At 53.1% G+C, this 25,482-nt stretch carries 20 protein-coding genes and 1 pseudogene; 16 read left to right on the forward strand and 5 right to left on the reverse strand.

Going from position 1 to position 25,482, the window contains the following annotated elements:
* Positions 1–9: 9 nt before the first annotated feature.
* Positions 10–1,248, forward strand: coding sequence for an alanine transaminase (alaC, locus tag AC007G_RS08545; protein ID WP_479466582.1), 1,239 nt, complete (start codon positions 10–12; stop codon positions 1,246–1,248).
* A gap of 74 nt (positions 1,249–1,322) precedes the next feature.
* Here the strand turns inward: alaC and ypdK are convergent, their stop codons facing one another.
* The 3 genes from ypdK to AC007G_RS08560 form a co-directional block, all read right to left on the reverse strand.
* A complete protein-coding gene (gene ypdK, locus AC007G_RS08550; RefSeq protein WP_099130696.1) occupies positions 1,323–1,394 on the reverse strand; it encodes a membrane protein YpdK in 72 nt (23 codons plus the stop codon).
* Between the two features lie 377 nt (positions 1,395–1,771).
* A complete protein-coding gene (locus AC007G_RS08555; protein ID WP_032686583.1) occupies positions 1,772–2,968 on the reverse strand; it encodes a cyanate transporter in 1,197 nt (398 codons plus the stop codon).
* A complete protein-coding gene (locus tag AC007G_RS08560; protein WP_032686584.1) occupies positions 2,965–3,423 on the reverse strand; it encodes a nucleoside deaminase in 459 nt (152 codons plus the stop codon). Before AC007G_RS08560 ends, AC007G_RS08555 begins: the two co-directional genes overlap by 4 nt.
* A 142-nt stretch (positions 3,424–3,565) precedes the next feature.
* On the opposite strand from AC007G_RS08560, the gene cynR reads away from it, so the two are divergent.
* Complete coding sequence (gene cynR, locus AC007G_RS08565) at positions 3,566–4,465, forward strand: transcriptional regulator CynR (protein ID WP_032686585.1); 900 nt, start codon at positions 3,566–3,568, stop codon at positions 4,463–4,465.
* 10 nt (positions 4,466–4,475) lie between these two features.
* Here the strand turns inward: cynR and AC007G_RS08570 are convergent, their stop codons facing one another.
* The gene (locus AC007G_RS08570; protein ID WP_032686586.1) at positions 4,476–5,273 is read right to left on the reverse strand and encodes a MipA/OmpV family protein; all 798 of its coding nucleotides are present in this window, start codon (positions 5,271–5,273) and stop codon (positions 4,476–4,478) included.
* A 210-nt stretch (positions 5,274–5,483) separates the two neighbouring features.
* Positions 5,484–5,966, reverse strand: coding sequence for a WbuC family cupin fold metalloprotein (locus AC007G_RS08575; RefSeq protein WP_142630046.1), 483 nt, complete (start codon positions 5,964–5,966; stop codon positions 5,484–5,486).
* Between the two features lie 629 nt (positions 5,967–6,595).
* Here AC007G_RS08575 and tssB point away from each other — a divergent pair.
* From tssB to AC007G_RS08645, 14 genes and pseudogenes are all read left to right on the forward strand, one after another.
* A complete protein-coding gene (gene tssB, locus AC007G_RS08580) occupies positions 6,596–7,093 on the forward strand; it encodes a type VI secretion system contractile sheath small subunit (protein ID WP_032686589.1) in 498 nt (165 codons plus the stop codon).
* A gap of 95 nt (positions 7,094–7,188) precedes the next feature.
* Positions 7,189–8,679: a type VI secretion system contractile sheath large subunit gene (gene tssC, locus AC007G_RS08585; RefSeq protein WP_463669687.1), complete on the forward strand. Its 1,491-nt coding sequence runs from the start codon at positions 7,189–7,191 to the stop codon at positions 8,677–8,679.
* Between the two features lie 17 nt (positions 8,680–8,696).
* On the forward strand, positions 8,697–10,037 hold the full coding sequence (gene tssK, locus AC007G_RS08590; RefSeq protein WP_064794199.1) for a type VI secretion system baseplate subunit TssK: 1,341 nt from the start codon (positions 8,697–8,699) through the stop codon (positions 10,035–10,037).
* Positions 10,034–10,723: a type VI secretion system protein TssL, short form gene (tssL, locus tag AC007G_RS08595; protein WP_085396711.1), complete on the forward strand. Its 690-nt coding sequence runs from the start codon at positions 10,034–10,036 to the stop codon at positions 10,721–10,723. Before tssK ends, tssL begins: the two co-directional genes overlap by 4 nt.
* Entirely contained in the window at positions 10,720–12,432 is a 1,713-nt protein-coding gene (locus tag AC007G_RS08600; RefSeq protein WP_142630044.1) for an OmpA family protein, read from the forward strand. Before tssL ends, AC007G_RS08600 begins: the two co-directional genes overlap by 4 nt.
* A 4-nt stretch (positions 12,433–12,436) precedes the next feature.
* A complete protein-coding gene (gene hcp / locus AC007G_RS08605; RefSeq protein ID WP_032686595.1) occupies positions 12,437–12,928 on the forward strand; it encodes a type VI secretion system effector Hcp in 492 nt (163 codons plus the stop codon).
* Positions 12,929–13,230: 302 nt separating this feature from the next.
* Complete coding sequence (gene tssH / locus AC007G_RS08610) at positions 13,231–15,885, forward strand: type VI secretion system ATPase TssH (protein ID WP_142630042.1); 2,655 nt, start codon at positions 13,231–13,233, stop codon at positions 15,883–15,885.
* The gene (locus AC007G_RS08615; protein ID WP_142630040.1) at positions 15,882–18,377 is read left to right on the forward strand and encodes a type VI secretion system Vgr family protein; all 2,496 of its coding nucleotides are present in this window, start codon (positions 15,882–15,884) and stop codon (positions 18,375–18,377) included. The genes tssH and AC007G_RS08615 overlap by 4 nt, the downstream gene beginning before the upstream one ends.
* A gap of 1 nt (position 18,378) precedes the next feature.
* Complete coding sequence (locus tag AC007G_RS08620) at positions 18,379–19,428, forward strand: T6SS immunity protein Tli3 family protein (RefSeq protein WP_479466583.1); 1,050 nt, start codon at positions 18,379–18,381, stop codon at positions 19,426–19,428.
* Positions 19,418–21,349 (forward strand): T6SS effector phospholipase Tle3 domain-containing protein, encoded by a 1,932-nt coding sequence (locus AC007G_RS08625; RefSeq protein ID WP_142630036.1) that lies wholly within the window; start codon positions 19,418–19,420, stop codon positions 21,347–21,349. Before AC007G_RS08620 ends, AC007G_RS08625 begins: the two co-directional genes overlap by 11 nt.
* A gap of 73 nt (positions 21,350–21,422) precedes the next feature.
* Positions 21,423–21,686 carry a PAAR domain-containing protein gene (locus tag AC007G_RS08630; protein ID WP_074182929.1) on the forward strand — a complete coding sequence of 88 codons (264 nt, stop codon included), beginning with the start codon at positions 21,423–21,425 and terminating at the stop codon, positions 21,684–21,686.
* A 187-nt stretch (positions 21,687–21,873) separates the two neighbouring features.
* Positions 21,874–22,742: pseudogene (locus AC007G_RS08635) on the forward strand (DUF2345 domain-containing protein); the annotation flags it as partial.
* Positions 22,743–22,758: 16 nt separating this feature from the next.
* Positions 22,759–23,505, forward strand: coding sequence for a T6SS immunity protein Tli3 family protein (locus AC007G_RS08640; protein WP_142630034.1), 747 nt, complete (start codon positions 22,759–22,761; stop codon positions 23,503–23,505).
* 13 nt (positions 23,506–23,518) lie between these two features.
* Positions 23,519–25,459 (forward strand): T6SS effector phospholipase Tle3 domain-containing protein, encoded by a 1,941-nt coding sequence (locus AC007G_RS08645; protein WP_142630032.1) that lies wholly within the window; start codon positions 23,519–23,521, stop codon positions 25,457–25,459.
* Positions 25,460–25,482 lie beyond the last annotated feature (23 nt).

Here is a 25,482-nt window from a genome sequence, read left to right on the forward strand (position 1 = left end):
GAGGAATCTATGACTGCATCCAGTCCTGAACGCCGTTTTACGCGTATCGATCGTCTGCCCCCTTACGTTTTTAATATTACTGCTGAACTGAAAATGGCTGCGCGTCGGCGCGGTGAAGATATTATCGATTTCAGCATGGGCAACCCGGACGGCGCGACGCCGCCGCATATCGTTGAAAAACTGTGCACCGTTGCCCAGCGGCCCGATACGCACGGCTACTCTACCTCCCGCGGTATTCCTCGCCTGCGCCGCGCCATTTCGCGCTGGTATCAGGATCGCTATAACGTTGAAATCGACCCGGAATCGGAAGCAATTGTCACAATTGGCTCAAAAGAGGGGCTGGCGCATCTGATGCTGGCGACGCTGGATCATGGCGACACGGTGCTGGTGCCCAATCCAAGCTACCCGATCCATATCTATGGCGCGGTGATTGCCGGTGCGCAGGTACGTTCCGTGCCGCTGGTGGAGGGCGTTGATTTCTTCAATGAGCTGGAGCGGGCGATTCGTGAAAGTTACCCGAAACCGAAAATGATGATCCTCGGTTTCCCGTCCAACCCGACCGCGCAGTGCGTCGAACTGGAATTCTTTGAAAAAGTGGTCGCGCTGGCCAAGCGTTACGATGTGCTGGTGGTACACGATCTGGCCTATGCCGACATCGTTTATGATGGCTGGAAGGCCCCTTCGATTATGGAAGTTCCCGGCGCGCGCGATGTGGCCGTGGAGTTCTTTACCCTCTCCAAAAGCTACAACATGGCCGGCTGGCGTATCGGCTTCATGGTCGGTAATAAAACGCTGGTCAATGCATTAGCGCGTATTAAAAGCTATCACGATTACGGCACCTTCACTCCATTGCAGGTCGCGGCAATTGCGGCGCTGGAAGGCGACCAGCAGTGCGTTCGTGATATCGCCGAGCAGTACAAGCGCCGTCGCGATGTGCTGGTTAAAGGGCTGTACGAAGCAGGCTGGATGGTCGAGTGTCCGAAGGCATCCATGTACGTTTGGGCGAAGATCCCCGAGCAGTATGCGGCGCTGGGCTCGCTGGAGTTTGCGAAAAAGCTGCTGCAGGATGCGAAAGTATGCGTTTCGCCGGGTATCGGCTTCGGTGATTACGGGGATACCCATGTGCGCTTTGCGCTTATCGAAAACCGCGATCGTATCCGCCAGGCGATTCGCGGGATCAAATCGATGTTTCGTGCCGACGGGCTGCTGCCAGCAGCGGGCAAGTCAGCCGGCGAAGGCCTCGAATAACGGCGCGAAAGAAAGAAAAGTGCCAACAAAAAACGGGAGCCGCTGGCTCCCGTTTTTTTTGACTCTGGCTGCGCTTAAATCATCAGGGCAAAAGTACCGGCCCAAACGATGACCATAAAAGATACGCCCATAATAAAGTATTTCACGACTCATCACTCCGCGTTCTCGGCGAAACGCCTAAATGAATTTAATCTTCATTGTTGATTCTGATCCGTCGCGGCAAAACCAGAGGATTCTGGCGGCCGCGGCAGGTCGAAATTCTGTGCTGTAACTGCTCCAGATGGCGCTAATGTACGCCTAAAAAATGAGGGAAACAAGAGGCATTTTTTTATTAATTTTTAGTTACTTACGAGTGTCGTGATTCGGCGACACATTAATTTCATTCGGTAATAAATTCCATTCTGGCGACGGCATTTTGCCGTAGCCGCCTTTACGCGATAGCTGTTTGATTTTGGGATTTATTCTATTGGCGATGCCGAGGATGCGCTGCGGGAAACGCGCTCCCGCAGCGCAACATTCGGGCTTAATCGGCGGCATGTTCAGGTTGGCGCCACGCTTGCGGAAAGCGTGCCGGTGCAAAACGCAGGGTGACGCCCATCAGAGCGGCGACGCAGACGGCATGAAACGCCCAGTCCAGCACATAATTACCGCTCAGGCTTCGCAGCAGGCCCGATAACCACGGGGATGCGCCGGCCACCATAAAACCGATGCCCTGCATAAAGGCCACCAGTCGGCCTGCAATCGCCGGATGGCGGGCGTGATCGAGCGCCAGTACCAGGCACAACGGGAATGCGCCGCCTAACCCTATGCCGCCGCACACAGCCCATAGCAGCGGGAGCTGTAGCGGCAGCCAGATGAACCCACAGAAACCAATAAGCTGCAGCATCAGCGTCAAGAGTAATAGTCTGCGGCGATCGTCGTGACGTGCCAGCATTGGTATCAGCAGCGCGCCTGCGGTCTGGCCGACGGTCATCATGGCCAGCAGGGTTCCGCTAAACTGGGCGCTATAGCCCAACTGCATGTAATAGGGGGGCAGCCAGGCGATCAGACTGGCGTAACCGCCGTTAATCAGGCCGAAGTACAGCCCGAGCGTCCAGGCGCGGCGGCGGCGGAAAACAGACCCGTTTGCCCGGGGCGCGACCTGATGTTGCCCGGTAGGCTGCATGCGGTTGACTGACCACCAGCTAAGCAGCGCTGCGATGGCGGGCAGGGCCCACCAGGCGAGCGCGTAATGCCAAAGGGCGCTGTGCTGCGCCAGCCACGGCGTCAACGCGGCTCCCAGGCCTCCGCCACCCATCAGCGCCGCTGACCACAGGCCCATGACCTGCGGCGTTCGGTGGGGGAACTGACGCTTTATCACCGCCGGAATCGTCGCCTGAATAATACCAATTCCGATCCCGCCGAGCAGGGCGCTACTCAGCAGCAGCCCGCTGTGCGGCGTGAATTCCCGAAGCGCAGCGCCTGAGGCGATCATCATCAGGCTCAGGACAATCCCGCGACTTTCGCTGATATGGCGCTGAGTCCACGGACTTGCCAGCGCCAGCAGTCCCATCGCGATGACCGGGATCGCGGTGAGTAGCGAAACGAGGCTAAACCCCATTCCGCTGGCCTGTTGTAGTTGTGGAAGAAGCGGGCCGATGGAGGTTAAAAGCGGGCGCATATTGATGCCGATCAGCATCAGCACCAGAAGCATCAGGCCGTTGCGCGACGTCGGGTTCATTTGTGCTTATCCGCCCACCGCTGATAAAGCGCGAGGCCCTCGGGCTGAGGGCTATGGTGAATCGGGAGTGATTGCGTTTCCAGCGGTTGACTTAGCTGGTGGTAGATAGCGGCGGTGGAGAGCCGGAAGGGCTCGCCATCCCGGTTACTGTTGGCGAAATAAACCTCGCGTATGCCGGTCAGATAGATAGCGCTCAGGCACATCGGGCAGGGCTGACCGCTGGCATAAATGATGCACTCGCTGAGCACCTGGCTACCCAGACGCTGCGAGACGTCGCGAATGGCGTTGAGTTCGGCATGCGCGGTCGGATCGCCGTTTTGATGCAGGGTATTGACGGCCCGGGCGACAATATCACCCCTGCGGACGATGAGCGCGCCAAACGGACGCCCGCCGTTTTCAACATTGGCTGTGGCGAGGGCGATGGCATGCTGAAGATAGTTATCGTGAACTGACATAGCGGCTCCGGAGAGGAAAGGCTGAGATGTTGCGGGAAGAGGAACTTTACGGTTGTGCACAGGGTCAGAGTACGCATTTTGTTTTATAAGTTAAAAGACTTATTTATGATTGACTCTATTGGTTTTGCTTATAGGGGGGCCCATGCTGCTACGCCATCTCACCTGTTTTCTGGCGGTTGCGGAACATCGCAGTTTTACCCGAGCCGCGTCGGCGCTGCATGTTTCGCAGCCGGCACTTTCACAACAGATCCGCCAGCTTGAAGAGATGCTGGGCGTGCTGTTATTTGACCGCAGCGGGCGGCAGATCCGTTTGACCGATTCCGGCGAGGTCTGGCTCACTTATGCCCGCCGGGTGCTACAGGAGCTGGAAGAGGGCAAACGAGCCCTGCTGGAGGTAGAAGACCTGCAGCGGGGAACGCTGCGGGTGGCGATGACGCCGACGTTTACGACCTACTTTATGGGGCCGCTGGTAGCGGCTTTTTATCAGCGTTATCCGAACATCACGCTGACGATGCGTGAAATGGCCCAGGAACGGATGGAAGCGTTATTGCTTAACGATGAGCTGGATGCCGGGATTGCTTTTGCCGATAGCGGCTCACGGGATATCGTGGCCGCACCTTTATTCAGCGAAACGCTGGCGCTGGTGGTGGGGCGGCATCATCCGCTGGCGGGTCAGCGCCGTATGACGCTGGAGGCGCTCAATCAGCAATCGTTGATTTTATTGAGCGAGGAGTTTGCGACGCGCGGGCAAATCGACTCCTGTTGCCGGCAGCACGGTATTCAGCCAACGGTGCGCATGGAGGCCAATTCTATCAGCGCGGTGCTGACGGTAATTCAACATACCCAGCTTGGGACGCTGTTACCGGCCGCCATCGTACGGGGCCGCGACGATCTGGTCGCGGTGGCGCTCACGCCGGTGCTGCTGGAGCGCACGGCCTGCCTGCTGCAGCACAAAGAGGCCTGGCAGAGCGCCGCGACGCGCGCGTTTCGTGCGATGGCATTCCAGATAGCCGGGGAACTTAGCGGTGGGGAAACCTCGTGATAGCGTCCACTTACCAGCTATAGCCGACGGCCAGAATGCCATACAGCTCGCCGTTGTGCTGAACAAGGGGGCTGTCGGCGATATCTTTATCATACAGCTCGTAGTTCGCGGCGAACATGCCGACCCAGTGGGGGCTGAAACGGTAGCTGGTAATAATCGCCGCCATTGGTGAGACGGTGGTGCCGGTATCCCACTGTGGGCGCTGGCTGGTGGCTTCGCTGGCCGAGACGCCGCCAAAATAGTAGTTGGCCATATTGCTACTGCGGATCATCAGTCCCATCCCCGGCATGATCAGCAGATTATCCTTGATGACGGGAAAGTCTGCCCACAAAAGCAATTCTTGCCCATTGCTGCGACCCGTAACGTCGGAACTGATACGGGCGCTCAGCAGCGCATACGGCGTAATCAGCGTGGCGCCGATACCGGCTTCAAACTCGCCTTTTCGCTGCTCCATGCCCTTGAACGCGCTATTATCGCTGGGATCTAAGTTGCCAAATCGCCAGCGGCCATAGCCGTAAAAAGCAACGTTGTCGTCGATATGAAAATAGTAGCGGGCGCGATCGCCGAGATAGATAAACCGATCGCCGAAGTAGAGCCCGCCGGGAATAACGTAAGTTTCATTATTCTGCTTCTCGTAGCGCGCCGTTCCGCTGATGGTTGCGGCTCCCAGCACCACTCCTTTTGGTACCGGACTATTTGGATTCGATGCAGAGAAGATATCGATGGAACCCAGGTCAACCTCGGCGCTGGCGGGCGAACAACACAGCATCAGGGAGCAGAGAGCAGCAGGGTAGCGAAATGGTTTCATCCGGATTCCAAATATGATGAGGGATTATAGAGCTAATACGCGTAGATGCTGTTTTGCAGATAAAGCATTGCTAATGTGAATATATACCAGCGCAGGTCAGTCAGTGGGCGAGTTTTTGTTTTTTCTAAATTTATGCTGGCCGGTTTGATGAGATAGAAAGGTTCTAATCCGCCGCTTCCCGGCAGCGGACTGTTTTTTTAACCGGCCCGGTCAGCGTGAGCGAATGTGCCCGCCGTCGCCAACCTGAGCCTGACGATACCACTCCATCAGTTCAAACGTCCCCGCTTCACCTTCCGCCGGAGCCCACGAGACATAATCCCCGGCAGCAACCGGCTGATAACCGCCGTGTTTGACCTCAAAAATAACGCCGCCGGCGTCCAGCGACAGAACCGCATGCCAGGTCCCGGCATCCATCTCTAGCGCCGTACATTCTTCGCCTAATACGATGCGGCGAGTGACGTAACCGAGATCATCAAAAGTCAGTACCACAAAGCGCCCGCTCAGAGCTAACAGCAGCTCAAAGGTGTGCGGATGGCGGTGAGGGCGAATATAGGTTCCCGGTTCCATCGCGATCGCCAGACGTTGTACGGGATCGGTTAATTCCGGGTGAAAATTACGATGTGCACGTAAACGAGGTGAACGCGCTGCCGCGTCGCTCTGCTGTTGCATGTCGCTGAAAGTGATGTATTTCATTTAGCCGCCTGACGTGAGATCTGAGATTGCGAATGGTTTCGCTACGGTGGATGAGCTTTGCACTGCTTTGTCGAAAGCCAGTCGCCGCATTGTATCCATTTCCCTTGGCCGGCGCGCACTGTTTTTCAGTGCATCAAGTGCCGTATCGCCTGGCAAATTCAACACGCTGACGCCATTGACCTTTTGGTGACTTCCTGGAACATGGCAGACCATAGCACGCTCCTTTTTATATATATGACACCTTCCATAAATTCGGATGATTATTCTCTTATGTCTGCGGCGCAAAAATACAACCCATTCATTTTATGAATACCTTCTTACAAAGACATGGCAAGTTTTATATAACTTCGTTTTTAAAGGAGAGTTTTTTCTCTTAATGCCTGCGCAATATTTATTGTTTGAGTGAGGTTGTTGTTTTGAATTTTTTAAATAGTTGAGCGATTTAATCTGAAAATCCAGTGATGATGCGGTGTTTACACCAGTATTAAATATTTCAGCTGCTGGCTGTAATTATCACCTTTTTTGCCTGCTTTACCTTAAAGCAAATTACTGGTTAAAATAAAAACATATTTTTATATAGCGATACTCTGTCCGGCAAAAGGACTAATTTATTCAGGAGATAAATATATATGTCTGAATCATTTCAGAATGAGATACCTCGTGCGCGTGTAAATATAAAACTGGATCTGGTGACGGGTGGCGCTCAGAAGAAAGTTGAACTGCCGTTGAAGCTCCTGAGTGTTGGTGATTTCAGCAACGGCAAGGCTCAAGGGACGCTTTCAGAGCGCGAAAAAATCAATATCACTATGCGCAATTTCAACAGCGTTCTCGCGGATCTCAATCCCGAAGTTTATCTCACCGTTAAAAATACCCTCGCCAACGATGGTTCCGAAGAGAGTGTGAAACTGGCCTTTCAGGATATGAAGGATTTTGAACCAGAGGCGGTAGCGCGGCAAATTCCACAGCTTCGTGTGATGCTTGCTATGCGTAATTTATTACGTGATTTGAAATCCAATCTGCTGGACAACGTTACTTTCCGGAAAGAACTGGAAATCATTTTAAAAGACCCTGCTCTTTCCGACGAGCTACGCAGTGAATTGAATGCGCTTGCCCTGGACCAGGATTAATTTCTGGAAACTTTAACGGAATATTAACGAGAAAAATGCTGATGTCAGTAAATAACGAAATCCAGAATGAGGGAAGGGCAGCCACAGTTGAAAAAATGCTGCCGCAGAACGGTGTATATGCCTCACTGTTCGACAAAATTAATTTAACGCCGGTTGCTGAAATCGGCGGCCTGAATGGATTTGAAGATAATACCGTAATGGCGGAAACCTCGGCCGATGAACGTGTTACCGCCGCTGTTCAGGTTTTCATGCAGTGTCTGCACAAGTCCGGTCAGAAGGTCGAGAAGCTCGATAAGACATTACTCGACCACCATATCGCTGAACTGGATTTCCAGATCAGCCGTCAGCTTGATGAAGTCATGCACAATGACGCGTTCCAGAAAGTGGAGTCCGTGTGGCGTGGCCTTCAGTCCCTGGTGAACAAGACTGACTTTCGCCAGAACGTGAAGCTGGAAATCCTCGATTTGTCCAAAGAAGAGTTGCGTCAGGATTTCGAAGATTCGCCGGAAATTGTCCAGAGCGGCCTGTACAAGCAGACCTACATCGCTGAATACGATACCCCTGGCGGTGAGCCGATTGCGGCAGTGATTTCAGCGTATGAGTTCGATGCCACCGCGCAGGACGTAGCGCTGATGCGTCATATTTCAAAAGTCTCCGCCGCCGCGCATATGCCATTTATTGGCTCTGCGGGGCCAAAATTCTTCCTCAAAGAGACGATGGAAGAGGTGGCGGCTATCAAAGATATCAGCAACTATTTCGAGCGCGCCGAGTACATCAAGTGGCAATCCTTCCGCGACACCGACGACTCGCGGTATATCGGCCTGGTGATGCCGCGCGTGCTTGCTCGCCTGCCGTATGGTCCGGACACCGTACCGGTACGCAGTTTCAACTATGTCGAAGAAGTGAAAGGTCCGGATCACAACAAATACCTGTGGACTCATGCGTCTTTCGCCTTTGCAGCCAACATGGTGAAAAGCTTCATCAATAATGGCTGGTGCGTGCAAATTCGCGGCCCGCAGGCCGGTGGTGCAGTGAAAGACCTGCCGATCCACCTGTATGACCTCGGTACCGGCAACCAGGTGAAAATTCCGTCCGAAGTGATGATCCCGGAAACCCGCGAGTTTGAGTTCTCCAGCCTCGGCTTTATTCCGCTGTCATATTACAAAAACCGCGACTACGCTTGCTTCTTCTCTGCGAACTCCGCCCAGAAACCCGCCCTGTATGACACTGCCGATGCCACGGCCAACAGCCGCATTAACTCGCGTTTGCCATACATCTTCCTGCTGTCGCGCATCGCGCACCACCTGAAGCTTATCCAGCGTGAAAACATCGGTACCACCAAAGATCGCCGCCTGCTGGAGCTGGAACTCAATACCTGGGTGCGCGGTCTGGTCACTGAAATGACCGACCCCGGTGACGAACTTCAGGCTTCTCACCCGCTGCGCGATGCAAAAGTGGTGGTGGAAGACATTGCAGACAACCCGGGCTATTTCCGCGTGAAGCTGTTCGCCGTGCCGCATTTCCAGGTGGAAGGGATGGATGTCAACCTGTCACTGGTTTCCCAGATGCCGAAAGCCAAATCGTAACGTAAGGCAGGAAGCCGATGAAAACGGAACAACCGTTATGGGGTCGAGGGATTATGGTTTCGCCCCAGCACTTCCAGCAACAGGCCGCGTATGCGGCCTGGTCCGCCGAAGGTATCGCCCGGATGGGTTTATCACAGCCCTGGGGCGTGATAAATGTCGCTTTCGAACCGGAAACACTGAAGCTGGGCCGCCTGCAGGCCCGTCATCTGCATCTCCGGTTCCCGGACGGGACGCTTATCGACACGGATAATGCTGATGACCTGCCGCCGGTGCTGGCGCTTGAAGGTGAATCACAGGACGTGATGGTGGTTCTGGCCCTTCCGCTGCTGCGGGCGAATGGCGGTAACTGCCTTAAACCTGATGAAGTGGCCGAGCGTCCTGTTCGCTATCGCCAGCGCTGGCGGGATGTCCGCAATATTTTCGGAGATGATACCCGCCAGATTGCGGTGATGCAGCCAGAGCTGACGCTGCGGTTTGCCCATCAAAACAACAGCGATTATCTGGCCTGTCCGGTCGCCCGTCTGCAGCAGGATTCGCAGGGGAACTGGGCACTCGATGAAACCTATCTCCCGCCACTGCTGGCTCTGCAGGGCAACCGCTGGCTGGTGACCCAGCTGGAGCAGCTGATGACGCAACTGCGTGCCCGTCTGAGTCGCCTGATGGATATGCGCCGGGAGAGTAACGAACGAATGGCAGATTTTGCCGTGGCCGACGTGTCACTGTTCTGGCTGCTCAATGCCCTGAACAGCGCTGAGCCCGTGCTCGGACAGTTTCTGCGCCACCCGCAAATCCCGCCTGAGCGTCTGTATCCGGAGCTGGCACGGCTTGCGGGCAGCCTGCTGACCTTCTCACTGGAGCATCAGGTGAGTGCTATTCCGGTCTGGCAGCATGAGCAACTGAATAACGTCTTCCCGCCGCTGTTTGATTTACTGGGCGACCTGCTGGAAGCCAGCCTGCCGTCGCGGGTGGTGGCGATTGAGCTTGAGCATGATGCCCGACTTCACTTCTCGCAGGCTCGTCTGCATGACCCACGTCTGCGCGAAGGCGCTGATTACTATCTCTCCGTGCGTTCACCGATGCCGGTGGCACAGCTGCAGGAACAGTTCCCGCAATTGTGCAAGGTCGGCAGTCCCGATCATGTCAGGAGCATCGTCAATTCATCGCGGGTGGGCGTTCCTCTGACGCCGCTGCGTCATGTGCCGGCAGCTATTCCACTGCGCCTGGAAAACCAGTATTTCAGCCTTGATGTCTCTCATCCTCTGGCCATCGAAATGCTCCAGAGCGGCACCTGTATGTTTTACGTTCCGGGAATGCTTGGCGAGCCTGAACTTGAACTCTTTGCGGTACTGCGAACATGAGTGAGCGTAAACGCGGCGCTGCCGCGTCCATTGATATTGATGCCCTCCTGCAGGACACCTGGCTGCAGGCGATCAGCCTGCGTCATGGCCCGAAATTTCAGGATGGAGAAGGGCGCACGCTGTGGGAGCGCTGCATTGCTGATGTCGAACGTGTCCAGCGTGAGCTGAAAGCGAGCGAACTCGATGAAGCCAGCTGTCAGCATATTCTCACTGCACAGTGTGCGCTGCTTGATGAGGCGGTCAAAGATCGCGGCGTGGAGGATGACGCCTGTGTGCAGTGGTATGACACTCCCCTGCAGGGGCACTTCCTCGGCACCATGGACGCTGGCGATACGTTGTGCGATCGGATGCGTGATGTGTTGCGCGAACCGGCTCCAGACCACGCCGTCGTGACCTGCTTCCAGCGAGTCATGATGCTGGGATTCCTCGGCAGTTTCCGCTCTCTGAACGACCCGGAGCGCCAGAAACTCGTCAGCGCGCTCAGTGAGCATGTCACGCCGTTCAGCTACCCACAAACCCATTCGGTCCTGGCCGAAAGCCGTACCGGATGGGGAATGGGCGGCTGGCTGGCGTCATGGCCCGTGCGTATTGGCCTGAGTGTAGTGGCGGTGGCTGCACTCTGGCTGGGACTGGATCACTGGCTGGATCAGACGCTGCTGACCCTGTTGCCGGGAGCCGTGAAATGAGTCCGGCGCAACAGTGCGGGCTTGCGCTGTGGGCCGCCCTGCTCAGCGCCGTGGTCTGCCTGGGTTTTCTGCCGGTCACCCGACTGGTTTCTGCGCTCGTTCTGCTGGTGGTGCTGGGGCTTATCCTGACGCTCTGGTACGCCGCCAGTCGTCGTGCGCAGCATGATGTCATCCTGCGTCTGGATGACCTACCGGAAGCCACTTACCGTCAGCCCGTGGTGCTGGTCTGTGGTGATTTGCCGCTGGCATGTATGCAGCAGTCACTGGTGCTCACTGTCACCCAGGGATGCTGGATCCGCGTGGCAGATCATCAGGATCTGCAGCAGGCAGCCCGCCAGGTACTGTGGCTACGCCCTGACTGGGGGCGTCAGCTGTCGGTGATGGTCAGCGTCTGCCCACAGCAACACGCTGACAGCGAGCGCCTTACCAGTCGTCTGTTGGCCCTGCGCTGGCAAATCAGCCGGCTGCGTAAAGAAACCGGTCATTCTGTGCCGCTGGTTCTGAATGGTCAGGTTGGCAGCGCGATGACGAATGACATGCTCTGGCAGGCGGCTATCCCGGGGGAAGGGGGGAGGGTCTGGCGTGAATCTTCAGCTCCGGGCTCCATTGCAGCCTGGGTTGCCACCGGTGGTGCTATGGCGATGCAGCAACAGGTACTGATGAACAGCCTGATGAGCTGGTTCCATCAGCACGTCAAAGCCGTGTTTATGGATGAAAACCCCGATATTCCCGTCATTGCACCTGTTGCGGTGCTGTGGGGAATGGGGCCGATTCTTGCCGGAAGTCTGGCCACATCGGCCTGGACGGGGTGGCTTTCCCGCCACACTGCGATGCAGCAGGTTGCGGGCTGGCAGCCGGTGGGAACGGACAGTACGGTTATCTCCCCGTTGCCGGATTTTATCCTGCCGCTGCTGCCTGAAGGGCGAGGCCTGACGCCGCGTGGGCGAGCCTTCCGTTATTCGCTCGGGATCTTCACGCTGGCGGCCATTGCTGCGCTGCTCAGCAGTGGCTGGAACAATCACCAGCTGCTGCAGCGTGTGAGCTTCGATATTGCCCTCTATGACCGTATCCCGATGCATGATTTCGGACCAAAAGCCGACGCCGTTACCGTCCTGCGTGACGATGCGGAACAGCTGGATGGCTGGGTGCGCAATGGCGTACCGGCCCGGATGAGCTTCGGTCTGTATCAGGGTGAGCGTCTGCGAATGCCTGTGCTGGATGCGATCCGCTCCTGGGTGCCCCCGCCCCCGCCGCCTGAACCGCAGCCGAAATCCAAACCGGTAACGAAAATTGCGCGCCTCGACAGCATGTCGCTGTTCGACTCCGGGCAGTCCGTGTTGAAACCCGGCTCGACCAAGCTGCTGGTCAACTCGCTGGTCGGCATTAAGGCAAAGCCGGGCTGGCTGATTGTGGTCGCCGGCTATACGGATAACACCGGCACTTCGCAACTGAACCAGAGGCTTTCTCAGAAACGTGCCGAAGCCGTGCGCGACTGGATGCGCGATACCGGCGACGTGCCGGAAAGCTGTTTTGCGGTGCAGGGCTATGGCGCAAGCCGTCCTGCTGCAACCAACGACACTCCGGAGGGCCGTGCGCTCAACCGCCGTGTCGAAATCAGTCTGGTACCGCAGGCCAGTGCCTGTCAGATACCTGGCAAAACCCCGGCGTCATCGCAGGATGATGGCGCATCACTACACAATGGAGAGTAATTCCATGGCAATTCCTGTTTATCTTTGGCTGAAAGACGACGGCGGCGCGGACATTAAAGGGTCTGTGGACGTTCAGGATCGCGAAGGCAGCATCGAAGTGGTGGCGCAGCAGCATAACCTGTACATCCCGACCGATAACAACACCGGCAAACTGACGGGTACCCGTATCCACACGCCGTTCCTGTTCACCAAGGAAATCGATTCGTCCAGCCCGTATCTGTACAAGGCGGTGACCACCGGTCAGACCCTCAAGTCTGCGGAATTCAAGTGGTACAAAATCAACGACGCAGGCCAGGAAGTGGAGTACTTCAACACCAGACTCGAAAACGTAAAAGTGGTGAAAGTGAACCCGGTGATGCACGACATCAAGGATCCCTCTTTCGAGAAACACAACCACCTTGAGCAGATTGAGCTGCGTTACGAAAAAATCACCTGGACCTACAAAGACGGCAACATCATTCATTCCGATTCGTGGAACGAACGCGCCACCGCCTAAGTTACTCGTCATATTTCGCGCGGTAACGGTGTTGGCTGCGTTAGCTCACCCCGGTCACTTACCGCTGTAAGCTCCCGGGGATTCGCGAACTTGCCGCCTTGTTACTGCACGAACTATTTAGAGTAACCACTCAGACGGACAGTCCACTCTGTCCGCTTTTTTTGTCTTTGCTGAACGTCTGCCCACGCGGGCGTTGAGCAAAGAACCCACAATCTGCCAGCCGACCGGATGCGCTTTGGTCCCCTTCACGGGAAACAGCGAGGGGCGGTAGCGTGTCCAGGAACCGACAAAGAGAGAGACTCATGGAAAATCCAGCCATCCTGCTGCGACGTCTGAACCCTTACTGTGCCCGTGCGATGGAAGGGGCGGCCTCGCTCTGCCAGAGCCGCGCGCATGCGGAAATTCTTCCGGAGCACTGGTTGTTGAAACTGCTGGAGCAGGGGGAAGGCGATCTCACGGTGCTGGCCCGTCGCTACGAATGGGATATGGACAGCATCTGGCAGGATTTGCTCGGCTGGCTGGATAAACAACCGCGCTCAGTGCGCCACCGACCGCAGCTCTCGGAAAACATCCAGACGCTGATGCAGGAAGCCTGGCTGATTGCCTCCCTTAATGGAGAAGAGCAAATCCGTAGCCTCCATTTGCTGATGGCACTGGTCGGTAAGCCAAAACTGGCCCACTGTGACGGACTGTGGCCACTGCTGACGCTGGGTCAGAGTCAGTTGGTGCGCCTGCGTCCCTTGCTTGATGCACAGTCTGATGAACGTCCCGAAGTACAGCAGGAAGCTGAACTGGCGCAGAGCCATGGCGGGGGAGTGGCGTTTGTCGGGCGCCCGGTTGGGGCTGAAGTGCAAGAGAGCGAGCTCAGCCCGGCATTACAAAACGCGCTGGATAAGTTCACCCTCGACGTCACCGCCAAAGCGAAGGAAGGCAAAATCGACCCGGTGTTTGGCCGTGATACGGAAATCCGCCAGATGGTGGATATTCTCTCGCGTCGCCGTAAAAACAACCCGATCCTGGTCGGTGAGCCAGGCGTGGGGAAAACCGCGCTGGTGGAAGGTCTCGCACTCAGAATCGCCGAAGGCGATGTACCGGAATCGCTCAAACCTGTTGTTCTGCGCACGCTTGACCTCGGCCTGCTGCAGGCGGGCGCCGGCGTGAAGGGCGAATTTGAACAGCGCCTGAAAAACGTCATCGATGCCGTGCAACAGTCATCCACTCCGGTTCTGCTGTTTATCGATGAGGCGCATACCATCATTGGTGCCGGCAATCAGGCCGGGGGCGCAGACGCCGCCAACCTGCTGAAACCGGCGCTGGCGCGAGGCGAACTGCGCACCATCGCCGCGACCACCTGGTCCGAATACAAGCAGTACTTCGAACGCGATGCTGCCCTGGAGCGTCGCTTCCAGATGGTGAAGGTGGACGAGCCAGATGATGACACGGCGTGTCTGATGCTGCGTGGTCTGAAATCCCGCTATGCTGAGCACCACAACGTGCACATTACCGATGATGCCGTGCGAGCTGCCGTCACGCTTTCTCGCCGTTATCTGACAGGCCGTCAGTTGCCGGACAAGGCCGTTGACCTCCTCGACACTGCCAGCGCCCGCGTGCGCATGAGCCTCGACACCGTCCCGGAACCGCTGACCCGCATCCGCTCACAGATTACCGCTCTGGAAATGGAGAAGCAGGCGCTGCTGGAGGATATCGCGCTTGGCAATCAGAGCCACGGTAAACGCCTGAGCGCCATTGAGCAGGAAGAGAACGACCTCATCGTTGCGCTCGACGAGCTGGAAACCCAGTACGGTCAGGAGCTGAAACTCACCGAACAACTGCTGGAAAGCCGCCAGGATATCTCCCGCCAGAGTGAGACTCACACGCTGCAACAGGAGCTGACCGGCATGCAGGACCGCCACCCATTGCTCTGCGTTGATGTGGACGTGCGTACCGTTGCAACGGTGATTGCTGACTGGACGGGCGTACCGCTGTCCTCGCTGATGAAAGACGAGCAGACCGGGCTGCTGACCCTGGAAAATGAAATCGACAAGCGTGTGGTCGGACAGGATGTGGCGCTGACTGCCATCGCGCAACGCCTGCGTGCCGCCAAAACCGGACTCACCTCCGAGAATGGCCCGCAGGGCGTGTTCCTGCTGGTTGGCCCGAGCGGCGTGGGAAAAACCGAAACCGCGCTGGCGCTGGCGGACGTGATGTACGGCGGGGAAAAATCGCTGATTACCATCAATCTGTCGGAATACCAGGAGCCGCACACCGTTTCTCAACTGAAGGGTTCACCTCCGGGTTACGTCGGTTACGGGCAGGGCGGGATCCTCACCGAAGCCGTGCGCAAGCGCCCGTACAGCGTGGTGCTGCTCGATGAAGTGGAAAAAGCCCACCGTGATGTGATGAATCTGTTCTATCAGGTATTCGATCGCGGCTTTATGCGCGACGGCGAAGGTCGAGAAATCGACTTCCGCAACACGGTTATTCTGATGACCTCCAACCTCGGCAGCGACCCTCTGATGCAGCTTCTGGACGAACAACCGGAAGCCAGCGAGGGCGACCTGCACGAACTGCTGCGCCCGATCCTGCGCGATCATTTTCAGCCCGCGCTACTCGCCCGCTTCCAGACCGTAATTTTCCGGCCTTTGGCTGAAACCGCCATGCGCACTATCGTGGAAATGAAGCTCGCCCAGGTCAGTAAACGCTTGCACCGCCACTACGGCCTGATCACCTGTATCGATGACCGCTTGTACGACGTACTGACCGCCGCCTGCCTGCTTCCGGATACCGGTGCGCGTAACGTGGAGAGCTTACTCAATCAGCAAATCCTGCCTGTACTGAGCCAGCAGCTGTTGACCTATATGGCTGCAAAACAGAAGCCGCAATTCCTGACGCTCGGCTGGAGCGAGGATGAGGGGATCTCACTGGATTTCAACCGCACTGAAGGAGTGAACGCATGAGCAACCATCCCCCGATAAGATTCAGCCACAACCACCACTGGCTTTCGGTGAAGGGGTGTGAAGCCGAGCTTGATGTGCTGGCATTTGAAGGCAACGAAGCCCTGAGTAAACCGTTCAGCTACCGCATTGAATTTACCAGTGGCGACCATGCCATCAGTAAAGAGATGATGCTGATGAAGCCCGCCTCCCTGACGCTGCAGGCCCCGGTTGATCAGGGCTATGGCAGTAAAATGCAGCAGCCGGTGCGGGTGATTCAGGGAGTGGTGACGGGCTTTGAACGCTTCGGCACCTCAAAAGATGAAACCCATTACGCCCTGACGCTGCAGCCGCGCCTGGCGCTGCTTGACCGTTCGCACCAGAATACCATTTATCAGGATATGTCAGTGCCGCAAATCGTGGAAAAAATCCTGCGCGAGCGCCACGGCATGCGCGGTCAGGATTTTCTGTTCTCGCTTGCAAAAGAGTACCCGCGACGTGAGCAGGTGATGCAGTACGGAGAGGACGACCTGCGCTTTATCTCCCGCCTGCTGGGCGAAGTCGGTATCTGGTTCCGCTTTACCACCGATACGCGCCTGAACATCGACGTGGTGGAGTTTTACGACGGTCAGCAGGGGTATGGAAAAGGCCTGACCCTGCCATCGGTGCCACCGTCAGGCCAGCACTCGCAAGGCGTGGACTCGGTGTGGGGAATGGAGAGTCATCATAACGTGGTGCAGAAGCAGGTCAGCACCCGTGATTACAACTACCGCCAGGCGACGGAAGACATGAACATCCAGGTGGATGCGACCCGCGGGGATTTCACCACCTACGGTGATGCCTATCACTATGCCGATAACTATCTGACTCAGGGGAGTACCTGGGACCGCAATCCGGCCCCGGAGTCCGGGGCGTTTTACGCCCGCATTCGTCATGAGCGTTACCTGAATGGCCAGACGCAGACCTGTGCCATCACCAGCTGCCCGACTCTCTCGCCGGGTCAGGTACTGAAAGTCACCGGCGGCTACGAAGTGGCCGACGTGTTTGCTCATGGCGTGGTTATCACAGCCCTGCGCACGCATGCCCGCCGCGATAAGGACCTGGCGGTTGATTTCGACGGGATCCCGGACAGCACTGATTTCAGTTTCCGCCCTGAGCCTGGCTCGCGCCCGGTGATGGCCGGTACCTTACCGGCCCGCGTCACCAGCACCACGGAAAACGACACCTACGGCCATATCGATAAAGACGGCCGTTACCGGGTCAACATGCTGTTTGATCGTGATAACCGGGAGACCGGGTTCGAGAGCCTGTGGGTGCGCCAGTCACGCCAATATGCAGGAGATACCTACGGCCTGCACCTGCCGCTGCTGGCGGGAACCGAAGTGGCGATTGGCTTTGAGGACGGTAACCCGGACAGGCCGTACATTTCCGGTGTGCTGCATGACTCGGCGCACGGTGACCATGTCACTATCCGCAACTACAAACGTAACGTCCTGCGCACCCCGGCGAACAACAAAATTCGCCTCGACGATGAACGCGGGAAAGAGCATATCAAGGTCAGCACGGAGTACGGCGGCAAGAGCCAGCTGAATCTCGGACATTTAGTGGATGCTGAGAAGCAGAAACGCGGTGAGGGTTTTGAACTCAGAACCGACAGCTGGGGAGCCATCCGGGCGCAGAAGGGCATCTTCATCAGTGCGGACGGGCAGGCGAAGGCGCAGGGGAATGTGCTGGAGATGGGCGCAGCGCTCGCACGGCTTTCAGCAGCATTAGTGGAGATGGAATCCCTTGCCGCCAGCGCACAACAGGCTCAGGCGCTGGCTGCCGATGTCAGCCGTCAGCAAAAACTCCTCAGGCAGAAAATCGAACAGCTGCATGAAGAGGTCATCCTGGGCAGTGCACCGAAAGGGATGGCGCTGGTGAGCGGTGAAGATATGCAGTTATCAGCCCGTGACAATCTGACGCTGACAGCGGGTAAGCAACTGGATATCGGTGCCCAGAAGGATTTCACGCTGGCTGCCGGTAAACAACTCAGCCTGTACAGCCGTGAGGGTGCAAAACTGTTCAGCTCGAACAACGATATTGATATTCAGGCGCAGGGCGGGAATATCACCACCTGGTCCACGCAGGACACGCATATTTCGAGTGGCAAGAAACTGGTTGTTACAGCCCAGGATGAGCTGACGCTGATATGCGGTGGCGGCTATATCAAAATCAAGGGCGGCAACGTGGAAATAGGCGGCCCCGGAAAACTGCTGGTCAAGAATGCCGGAATAAAGAAGGCCGGTTCAGGCAGTATGCAGGGCGTGATGAAATCATTTGAGCCTTCAACGTTTGATGAAAAGTTTGTTATCAGAAATGCGCTAACAAAAGAACCTCTACCGGGTAAGGCGTACAAAATCACTATGCCAGATGGTTCTGTTGTTTCCGGTATTACAGATGCTTCTGGATCAACGTCACTTAATTCTTCTGATGTTATCGACAATATGATTATCACCTTGGTTAAGGCGAGTTAAGATGAGATGGAATCAGTCAGACAGGCAAGTCCTCACAATTATAGCGATTGTTGGTGTACTCCTGTATGCCCTGTATAAGGGGCTTCAGTTTTTGGCCGGTGTATCAATGGGGGCCAGTTTTGGTGTCGGCCTTGGAGGAATGAGCGGTGCTCAAAAGACAGAAGAGTCACGAAAAGTTGAAACGGATTCTCCGACTCAAATTATTTATCGCATAGATAAAAATCGATACCTGACGCTGGAAAACTACATATCTTGTGATAAGGGTGGGCAGGTTTATTATAATAATACTGAAAGGGAAATAAAAACCCAACTGGGATGGGATACAGATTTTTATGATTTCTCATATCGTCGTGGTAATAATGTTGCGGCTTATCAGGGAACCATTATTAATGGTGCAGATAATGGTTATCTGGCATTCCCCGGTGCATCAACCAGGCAATATTGTGGTAGCGGAAGGTCAGAAAGAGGTTGTCCTGTGTTTTTCTTCTTTTCAGCAGATTATGGAAAAACCTTTATCTATAAAATTATAGCTGAGGAGTACAGCACCCCAAAACGTTTTAGTCAGCTTAAAGTTGTAGTGGCTAATGATGGTGTTTATCTAAGGGATGAGTCCAAGAAAGAGCCAGTTTATAGTGATGGATATACTGATGGTCTTTCTGGTGTGAATAAATTTCGCTTCGATAGCAATAGCGGTAAGTTAATAAATGTATTTAATGATATGGATATTGAAGTTGAAAAACGGATAAAGAAGGAAGTGTCTCGAAGAAAACAACCATATGCTAATGATTATGGTCCGCGTTTTAATATATTTGACTATGCAAGGGAGTCTATTCCGCCTAAATCGCATGACGAAACTAATAGACTGGCAAATGAGCTATCTGATATAGCCACGAAAATGACAAGAGATGTTTATAAAAATAAAATTGTGTTCCCCCGATTATCTGATGAAGGTAGTGATAGAGCTTATCAATGCAATAATGAAGTTAAAGCCAAAACTATAATCTATATATCGAAATATGGTAAAAGGGATGTAGTGAAAAATGAGCAATAGCAAAGAGCCAATCCGTGAGCTTGAGTGTAAGTTCGATGATAATGGACACCCTTCCTGGAGTTCATTTCCTTCACATAAGAATTGTCAGGTTAGAGGTGGATGTGATTTACCACCTCATTTACCTGGGATTATTATACTGGTCCATGGTGTTAATTCAACGGGAGAATGGTTTGAGAGCGCTGAAGAAAGCCTATGTGTAGGTTTAAATAAACGGCTTGGCCTTGAAAAACCATATCTTCTAATTAAGAATAAATACAAAAGCGATTCTGTGGTTTCAACTACACCATTAGTTGAAAGAGATGTGACAAACACAAAAGAATCAAACTCTCCTGTGATTAGATTCTATTGGGGGTATTCCTCACCTAAAGGTAATGAAGATAAATATGTTATACCGTTAGCCAATAGGAAAGGTGTTGATTATCATCAGTTGAAAATGCAAGGTGTTTCTCATGAAAATATTATTGCTCAGGGGCCATTTTTCTGGGGCGGCGGACCATTCCAGAACGGAACAAATAATCTGCACTCTTTATGGAGTGAGAAAGGATTTAAAGAGAGAGTCGCAGGTATCAAAGTTCAGTGGTTTAATGAAGATAAAGACCGCCTGTTAACCAATGCCCCGCCGCGAAAATATTATGCCCATGCGGCCAAACGTCTTGCAGACTTGGTTGATAGTATTCGTAAAAAATATCCCAAAGATACGGTGACCATTGTTTCTCACAGTCAGGGAACGATGATTGCAATGGCTGCCGTAGCAATTGCTGAACAAGCACCTGATGCGTTGTTTGTTCTTAATTCCCCCTATGCGCTGGACCATAACGATCTTAATGGCGCGTCACTTCCGGCAGATGAGTGCATTTCGCCAGAAGGGCGGCAGAATACGTTATCTGCCATCATTGATAAGGTGGCTTCAAGAAAAAATCATTTGTCATCACTGGGCTATGAAGGGTTTTGTGTCGGACAAACGGCAGATAAAAAAAACTGGCGACCTGATGTCACTCTTGCTGATGAAAATGGTACCAGTCTTACCGAACGCGATAATCACGGGCGCACTTATATCTACTTTTGTCCTCATGACCGTGTTATGGGGTCACGGCCGCTACGCTCAATTGGCTGGCAGGGATTACCCAATGATTCTCAGGGGTATCCCCATCCTCTTCTGAAAAAGCATCAGGGAAATTTATTTCAGCGGATGCTGGCTCGCAGTACTCCATGTGGCGAAGCTCCAAATCCCGTGACGCCTTTTGCGAAATTGCCGGATGGAAAACCTTTCTGGGATGATAAAGGCGACCAGTATCAAAGCAGTAGTTTCATCTATCCGGATCCTCCAGAATGGCAAACGGTTTTTATTAATGCCGAAAAAGTTCCGGAGCCTATTGATGCTACTAAATTGGCAAATTTTGATGTAACACGAGTGGGGATGGAACATGACGCCAGGCAAATAGATGGCTGGGGAGAGTTCAACCCGGATAAAAAAAATAAAAACGACAATACCTATGACAACTACATTAATCTTTACCCTAATCAGGATATTGTGATTGGTTTTAAAAATGTGGGTACAGAAGCAGAACCGCGGTTGATTCCCGTAAGCCGTGAGGAAACGTTTGAAGAAAAAGATCTTCGCCTGAGAACCTACGTTTCCCAGCCCACGGACCATAGTACTTTGCCAATGCGTGCTGATTTCATGTCGCAGGTGGTAGCTTATGATTTGCCGATTGGGTATTGCGATGCAACCTGGGATAAGGAATTTATGGCTGATTTACGGCGAAAAGCGGACTGGGTACAGGGGGAGGATCCCTACCTCTTTAGTGGAATACCTGACAAAGTGCCAGAGCCTGATTTAATTAGCCGGGATACGGTCATTGATGAATTTAATAAAGCGCAAAGTAAGCTATCTGCTTACAGATCTGTAAATAAGGCATGAATATGTTTTATGCTGATTTTAATGTTTAGCGTGCTTTATAAGGTTAAATGAAATATTTAAAAGGTAATGAAAAGTGGGGAAGAACGTTGTTGTTTTAGGGGATGCCACTACGCATGGCGGTAAAGTCACATCAGCCTCATCCAGTTTCGATATTTCAGGGAAGAATGCTGCACTTTTAAATGACACCGTCAGTTGCCCAGAGCATGGCACAAACAAAATCATTGAGTGCGATGTTTCTGCGTATGAAGAAAACGGGCGCGGAATAGTATTACATGGCTGCCAGACGCAGTGTGGTGCGAGCGTCATTGCAAGCATGCAGGATATGGAGGTTGGCTGATGGGATGGTCTCTGCCGGAAGTGTCTGAAAAAGAGCTGGCACCATCCTGGTCACCGTGGGTTTGTCTGTTGATTATTATCCTGGGTCTTTTCATTGGACTGCTTGTGGCTGTGCTGAAATCACCAACAACAGAGTTACCTTCGCTGCGCAGCTCAGTCATTTAGTGGATGCCTACGGGTAGAAGCACGGCGAGAGCTTTGAGCTCAGAACCGACAGCTGGGGGCCATCCGGGCGCAGAAGGGGATATTTATCTCGTAGGACGGGCAGGCTCTGGTGCTGGAGATGTAGCCGGTACTGGCAAGGCTTTCAGCAGCATTAGTGGAGATGGAATCCCTTGCAGCCAACGCACAACAGGCTCAGGCGCTGGCTGCCGATGTCAGCCGTCAGCAAAAACTCCTCAGGCAGAAAATCGAACAGCTGCACGAAGAGGTTATCCTGGGCAGTGCACCGAAAGGGATGGCGCTGGTGAGCGGTGAAGATATGCAGTTATCAGCCCGTGACAATCTGACGCTGACAGCGGGTAAGCAACTGGATATCGGTGCCCAGAAGGATTTCACTCTGGCGGCCGGTAAACAACTCAGCCTGTACAGCCGTGAGGGTGCAAAACTGTTCAGCTCGAACAACGATATTGATATTCAGGCGCAGGGCGGGAATATCACCACCTGGTCCACGCAGGACACGCATATTTCGAGTGGCAAGAAACTGGTTGTTACAGCCCAGGATGAACTGACGCTGATATGCGGTGGCGGCTATATCAAAATCAAGGGCGGCAACGTGGAAATAGGCGGCCCCGGAAAACTGCTGGTCAAGAATGCCGGAATAAAGAAGGCCGGTTCAGGCAGTATGCAGGGCGTGATGAAATCATTTGAGCCTTCAACGTTTGATGAGAAATTCGTCATTACTCCCCCTGTATCTGGTAAACCGTTGGCAAATCAGAATTATGATATTCATATGCCGGATGGAAAAGTTTTGTCTGGTGTCACTGATAGTTCAGGAAACTCATCATTAATAATGTCAAAAGCGGTTGATGGACTGAAGATCGTATTGAAGAAATAAAGAAAGGAACAGGGTTATGATAAATCTGATTATGCGGTTCTGCTTTATATATGTTGTGTCTGTTCTGAGTGGTTGTGTAGTGGGGCCTTATGGTGGCGGTGTTGCCTTTGTGAATCCTTTTTCTGCTATGAAGGATATGCAGAAAGAACCGGAAAAGAAAAAACAGCAGCCTGAGGTGTATGGCCCGCCGCAGATAATTTATCGCATTGATAAAGACCGTTACTTTACGCTTGAAGAGTACACCCGCTGCGAAAATGGAAAAACATTTTATAATAATGAAACGAAAGGAATTCATATCCAGATTACACTCTCTTCAGGTTATTTATTTAAAGGACGTCTGTTCTGGTTATCAAACCGGGATGATTATCTGGCTTTTCCAATAACAGCAAATGATAATAAGGCAGCGTGTAAGGGATCTGATAAAGGGTGTCTGAATGTTGTTGCTGTGACAACAGATGGCGGGAAAACAGTACGCTCAGTGACGTACGGTTCAAATACACAAGATCCCAATGGTGATACAAAAGACTACGACATGCTGGTAACTAATGATGGATTTTATATGATTGAGTACGCTTTTAAGGAACGAACTCCGACTAGTGCGTATGCCTTGAAGTGGACATTTAGTCCGGCCACCAAAAAATCTAATCCTGCTTACCCTGGAGTAACGGGGCCAATTTATCAACCAGAGCTTTCTTTTGACGTTTCTCAGGTACCCCAGGAAATTATGCAATGTGATCGTAACCTTGAACCGAAAAACCAGTAGGAAGGAGTGTCAAATGAACAATAAAACGTCTCCTACACGAAAGGTCGAGGTCTATACTACAGATAATGGCGCCCCATTCTCCTATTCTGTGACATCACATAAAAATGTTAAAGTTAATGCAGAGGTTCAACCTCCCTTGCAATTGCCTGGACTGATTATATTCGTTCATGGAGTAAATTCTGAGGGTGAATGGTATGACCATGCTGAAAAGGCACTATGCGACGGATTGAATAAACGACTGGAATTGACATCTTTGGATGAGCAATTTCAGTTACTGGGGAACAAATATGAAAAAGCTTACTGGAGTGATGAACACACTACCTGGGTAGTGCCGCCGCGAAAAATAACTGAAGAAGGTCATTCTCCTGTTATCCGCTTTTACTGGGGTTATCGTGCTGCTGAAAATGAAACCGACAAATATGCGATCCCGCTAAAAAATAAACAGGGTGATAATTATTACGACCTGATGCCTGAGCAGCGAAAAAATAAAGGGCCCTTTTACTGGGGGGGCGGCCCGTTCCAGAATGGCTGCAACCAGCTGGTCAGTTTATGGAGTGAAAAAGGGTTTGATAACTGGCCTTCAGCACTGGGCATTCCGGTTCCATTCAGCACTCAATTACTGAACGGGGAACGCGACAGACTTCTTACAGCAGCTCCACCACGTCATTATTATGCTCATGCAGCAGGTCGTCTGGCAAAGCTCATTAAAACCATCCGTGACAAACATCCTGAAGATACGGTGACGGTGTTATCACACAGCCAGGGAACCATGATTGCCCTGGCCGCTGCTGCAATCGAAGCCCCGGATGCACTGTTTGTGATGAATTCGCCCTATGCGCTGGATAATGAAATGACAACTTATATTTCATATCCCATGAATGAAATCATCAGTAAAGAAGCCAGAGAAGCGACATTTGCCGATATTGTAAAGAAAGTGGCTGAAAACAAAACACGCCTGAAGAAACAAGGATATGAAAGATTACTGGCCGGGGCCAGCAGTGATGGCGAAAGCTGGACGCCGGAAGGTAAAACTCACGGAGGTGTGCCTGAGCGTGATAACCATGACACAACATGGATCTACTGTAACCCTCATGATCGGGTGATGGGATCTGCGCCTTTACGCAGTATTGGCTGGCAGGGATTACCCAATACGGAAGCCAGTCATTTTACTGAACCTCATTCATTATTTAAAGCAGCAGGTGAGACATTATATGTTCGTATGCTTGGGCGAAATATTCCCTGTGGGGGTGAACCTAACCCGCAAACAAACTTTAGTGATATGGGCGATGGTAATCCATTCTGGGACAGTACGACATCAATAATTCAAAAAATGACTTGGCCAGAACCTATAAGAGGGCAAAAACTGGCAATTAATGCCCCTCTGGTGCCAGAGCCGATGACAGCGAAAGAACTGGAGAATTTTGACCAGGATTATCGCAGTAAAGAAAAACAGACAGGAAAAATTGGCTATGGTTACGGACAAATAGATCCCGGCAAGAATATCCCCATTGATGTCGACTACCGCTATTATATATCGCTCTACGGCTATTTTGACCAGAAAATGAAACTCAAAGATTCCTCAGGGATTAAATTGCCCGGGCCGGGATCAAAAGAAGACCGTAACAGATATGAAAAACAGTCCAGAGAAGAAATGCTGGAAGATGTTCGTACTTATGTTCAGCGGCCTACAGATCACAGTTCGTTGCCAATGGATGAGCGCTTCATGAGCAGGGTCGTTGCCTATGATTTGCCAGTTGGCTATTGCTGGCACTCCTGGGACAGGGAAAGCCTTGCTGAATTACGTTATCAGGCTGACTGGCTGGAAAGTGACGACTATTACTGGACAGGTAAACTGACGATCCCTGCTATGCCTGCAATTATAAGAAGAGATGTGGCAGTCGATGCCGCAGAAAAGAGAACCCATGAAATGGAACGGCTGCAACTCAAAAAATAACATCAACGGTTGGCGATGCATGC

The organism is Klebsiella sp. CSG-1, assembly GCF_056521145.1.

What these genes read in the sequence shown, in the direction of transcription:
- alaC (WP_479466582.1), top strand. Translation starts at nt 10, where the DNA reads ATGACTGCATCCAGTCCTGAACGCCGTTTTACGCGTATCGATCGTCTG.
- AC007G_RS08555 (WP_032686583.1), bottom strand. Translation starts at nt 2,968, where the DNA reads ATGAACCCGACGTCGCGCAACGGCCTGATGCTTCTGGTGCTGATGCTG.
- AC007G_RS08560 (WP_032686584.1), bottom strand. Translation starts at nt 3,423, where the DNA reads ATGTCAGTTCACGATAACTATCTTCAGCATGCCATCGCCCTCGCCACA.
- cynR (WP_032686585.1), top strand. Translation starts at nt 3,566, where the DNA reads ATGCTGCTACGCCATCTCACCTGTTTTCTGGCGGTTGCGGAACATCGC.
- AC007G_RS08570 (WP_032686586.1), bottom strand. Translation starts at nt 5,273, where the DNA reads ATGAAACCATTTCGCTACCCTGCTGCTCTCTGCTCCCTGATGCTGTGT.
- AC007G_RS08575 (WP_142630046.1), bottom strand. Translation starts at nt 5,966, where the DNA reads ATGAAATACATCACTTTCAGCGACATGCAACAGCAGAGCGACGCGGCA.
- tssB (WP_032686589.1), top strand. Translation starts at nt 6,596, where the DNA reads ATGTCTGAATCATTTCAGAATGAGATACCTCGTGCGCGTGTAAATATA.
- tssC (WP_463669687.1), top strand. Translation starts at nt 7,189, where the DNA reads ATGCTGCCGCAGAACGGTGTATATGCCTCACTGTTCGACAAAATTAAT.
- tssK (WP_064794199.1), top strand. Translation starts at nt 8,697, where the DNA reads ATGAAAACGGAACAACCGTTATGGGGTCGAGGGATTATGGTTTCGCCC.
- tssL (WP_085396711.1), top strand. Translation starts at nt 10,034, where the DNA reads ATGAGTGAGCGTAAACGCGGCGCTGCCGCGTCCATTGATATTGATGCC.
- AC007G_RS08600 (WP_142630044.1), top strand. Translation starts at nt 10,720, where the DNA reads ATGAGTCCGGCGCAACAGTGCGGGCTTGCGCTGTGGGCCGCCCTGCTC.
- hcp (WP_032686595.1), top strand. Translation starts at nt 12,437, where the DNA reads ATGGCAATTCCTGTTTATCTTTGGCTGAAAGACGACGGCGGCGCGGAC.
- tssH (WP_142630042.1), top strand. Translation starts at nt 13,231, where the DNA reads ATGGAAAATCCAGCCATCCTGCTGCGACGTCTGAACCCTTACTGTGCC.
- AC007G_RS08615 (WP_142630040.1), top strand. Translation starts at nt 15,882, where the DNA reads ATGAGCAACCATCCCCCGATAAGATTCAGCCACAACCACCACTGGCTT.
- AC007G_RS08620 (WP_479466583.1), top strand. Translation starts at nt 18,379, where the DNA reads ATGAGATGGAATCAGTCAGACAGGCAAGTCCTCACAATTATAGCGATT.
- AC007G_RS08625 (WP_142630036.1), top strand. Translation starts at nt 19,418, where the DNA reads ATGAGCAATAGCAAAGAGCCAATCCGTGAGCTTGAGTGTAAGTTCGAT.
- AC007G_RS08640 (WP_142630034.1), top strand. Translation starts at nt 22,759, where the DNA reads ATGATAAATCTGATTATGCGGTTCTGCTTTATATATGTTGTGTCTGTT.
- AC007G_RS08645 (WP_142630032.1), top strand. Translation starts at nt 23,519, where the DNA reads ATGAACAATAAAACGTCTCCTACACGAAAGGTCGAGGTCTATACTACA.